Below are 2,783 nucleotides of genomic sequence, written 5' to 3'. Positions count from 1 at the left end.
GTCATGCTGAGCTGTGGACCTCCACAGAAATACTGCGTCAGGAACGGGAAACCCTGGGCTTTTATTTCAGCGGCCACCCCATGGATGATCTCCGTGCGGAACTTGCCGAGCTGGGCGTGCAGCCTTTGAGCAATATTGCGGTGGGAACCGTTATGTTGGTTGCCGGATTGGTGGTGGCGCGGCGCAGCACCCGTACCAAAAGGGGCGATCGTATTTATTTTCTCACTCTGGATGACGGTGTGGGGCGTCTGGAGGTGGTGGTATTTGCCGAAGTCTGGGCCCAGGCGGGGAAAATCGGAGAAGGGGAAGAACCCGTGCTGGTCCTGGGTGAGGTCGGCGAAGACAGCTATTCCGGTGGTCTGCGGCTCAGCGCCCTGAGGGTGCTGGATCGCCAGCTGGCTCGTGAAGAGTTGGCAACACAATTGGTCGTGGAAATTCCTCAGGGTGAGTCGCTGGCTCCCGAGCTTTTGCATGACTGGCTTCAGCAATATCCGGGCTCTGTGCGTCTGCTCCTGCGTTTACCGGTGGACAATGACCTGCAGGTGCTGTTAAAAGTTCCGGAAAGCTTAAGTTTTGTGGCGAGTGAAGAAGCCCTGGCGGCACTGCAGGCGCATATGCCCGAGGGATATCAATGGCAGTGGACGTACCGTGCTGCCACTTCGCTGGTAAATAATGTGATTCCTCTGGAACGTGGACAGCGCAAGACCCGGCGTCCCGCCTGAGGCAAGTTTTCAGATTGTTCAGGAGTACCTATGAAAATCAGTTATCTGGATTTTGAACAGGGTGTAGCGGAGCTGGAAGCCAAAGTAGAAGAGCTGCGTGCTCTGGATCAGCCCGGTATTGCCGATGAAATCAAACGCCTCGAAGTGAAGGCCCGCAAGGAGCTGCAGCGCATCTACAGTAAGTTGGGTGCCTGGCAGACTGTACAGGTGGCGCGGCATCCCCAGCGCCCCTATACCCTCGATTATGTGCAGGCCCTGTTCAGTGAAGTGCAAATTCTGGCCGGAGACCGCGCTTTTGCCGATGATCAGGCCATCATCGGCGGCTTGGCCCGCTTCAATGATCAGCCGATTGTCTGGATGGGGCATCAAAAAGGGCGCGATACCAAGGAAAAAATCCAGCGTAATTTTGGTATGCCTCGCCCTGAGGGGTATCGCAAGGCACTGCGCCTCTTGCGTCTGGCCGAACGCTTTCAATTGCCGGTATTTACTTTTATTGATACGCCTGGTGCCTATCCTGGAATCGGTGCGGAGGAACGCGGTCAAAGTGAGGCCATTGCCCGGAATCTGGCGGTCATGTCCGATCTCGCCGTTCCCATCATCTGTACCGTTATTGGCGAAGGCGGGTCAGGCGGCGCGCTCGCCATAGGCGTGGGTGATCGGATGCTGATGCTGGAATACAGTGTTTATTCTGTTATTTCACCAGAAGGCTGTGCGTCCATTCTCTGGAAAGATGCCGGAATGGCAGCAGAAGCGGCAGAAACCCTCGGCATTACCGCTCGCCGTTTACAGTCTCTCGGACTGGTAGACGAAGTCCTGGTCGAGCCCATGGGCGGTGCCCATCGTGATCCGGAAGCCGTTTTCACTCTGGTCCGGGAGCGGTTCGCCCAGCATCTGGACGAATTGAAAGCGATGGATACCAGCAAATTACTGACCACCCGTTATGAACGCCTGATGCACTATGGAGTGGTCGGCGCGGCCTGATCTGGAGCTAAAGCTCCAGATCATTCTCCAAAAATGGGAACTCCTGCCTCGGGAGCGCCCGTTTTTTGTGGCCTATAGTGGCGGATCAGATTCAACCGCTTTGCTGGTCGCCCTGGTGGCATTGGGTTGTCCTGTGCGGGCCTTGCATGTAGATCATGGCTGGCACGCCGAGAGCCTGGACTGGGCGCGTTTTTGCGTCGCGCAGGCCAGCGCTCTGGGTGTCTCCTGTACGGTGCTGCATTTACCTCCAGAAACTTCAGGAGAAGGCCCGGAAGATCGGGCGCGTCGCGGTCGCTATGCGTTGCTGGCGGCGCAGCTTCAGGCCGGGGACTATCTGCTGACCGCTCAACATCAGCAAGATCAGGCCGAGACTTTTTTCCTGCAGTTATTGCGGGGTACGGGTATTGCCGGACTGTCTGCCATGCCCCGGCAGAAACCCCTGGGGGCAGGGGTGTTGCTTCGTCCTTTTTTGCAGTTTCCCAAACAGGCACTGCTGGATTACCTCCAGGAAAAGAAAATCCCCTATATTTCCGATCCTGCAAATCAGGATCCCCGTTATGACCGGACCCGTGTCCGTGAGCAGCTGTTACCTCTGCTCGAAAACCTCGGCTGGCCGCATGCCGTGACTACCGTGGCCCGAACGGCAGAAAATCTGGGCGATGTTCACGAACTCGTCGATGACTGGTTTGCCATGTATTGGGGGCAGCACCAGTCAGAACACCCCGGGTTGAAGGAAGACGCGTTGTCCTTAAGCTTTTTGCAGCAGTTATCTCCAGCCCGGCAAAGGATGTTTTTGCGGGGCTGGCTGCAACGTCTTCAGTGTCCATTACCCTCCCGGGCGCGTCTGGAGGTCCTTCAGGACGCACTGCAGACCGCTACAGCCAAAAGCATTCAATGGGAGGGAGGTGCCGCCTGCAGGATTCAGGGGAAAGTACTCTATCTAATTCGTGCCCCGGAGTTTGATGATAATTGGCAAGAGGGAGGCTGGGATATTTCCCGGCCCCTTCCTTTTCGCGGCTGGGAATGCCGGTTACTGGCGCAAGGGTCTGGGGAAGGAGTCAGTCATGCTTTGCTCGCGGA

Annotated in this window: 3 protein-coding genes; all 3 read left to right on the top strand. The window is 56.8% G+C overall.

Going from position 1 to position 2,783, the window contains the following annotated elements; translation table 11 throughout:
• A partial coding sequence (locus tag AC2VLY_RS12595) for an OB-fold nucleic acid binding domain-containing protein (protein WP_486922384.1) occupies positions 1 to 722 on the top strand: 722 nt, incomplete at its 5' end.
• 30 nt (positions 723 to 752) lie between these two features.
• Positions 753 to 1,703: an acetyl-CoA carboxylase carboxyltransferase subunit alpha gene (locus AC2VLY_RS12590; protein WP_193649960.1), complete on the top strand. Its 951-nt coding sequence runs from the start codon at positions 753 to 755 to the stop codon at positions 1,701 to 1,703.
• A partial coding sequence (gene tilS / locus AC2VLY_RS12585; protein ID WP_486922383.1) for a tRNA lysidine(34) synthetase TilS occupies positions 1,681 to 2,783 on the top strand: 1,103 nt, incomplete at its 3' end. The genes AC2VLY_RS12590 and tilS, both read left to right, overlap by 23 nt.

Source organism: Acidithiobacillus sp. TH-A36, assembly GCF_057473445.1.
This window is presented reverse-complemented; position numbering and strand designations above follow the sequence as displayed.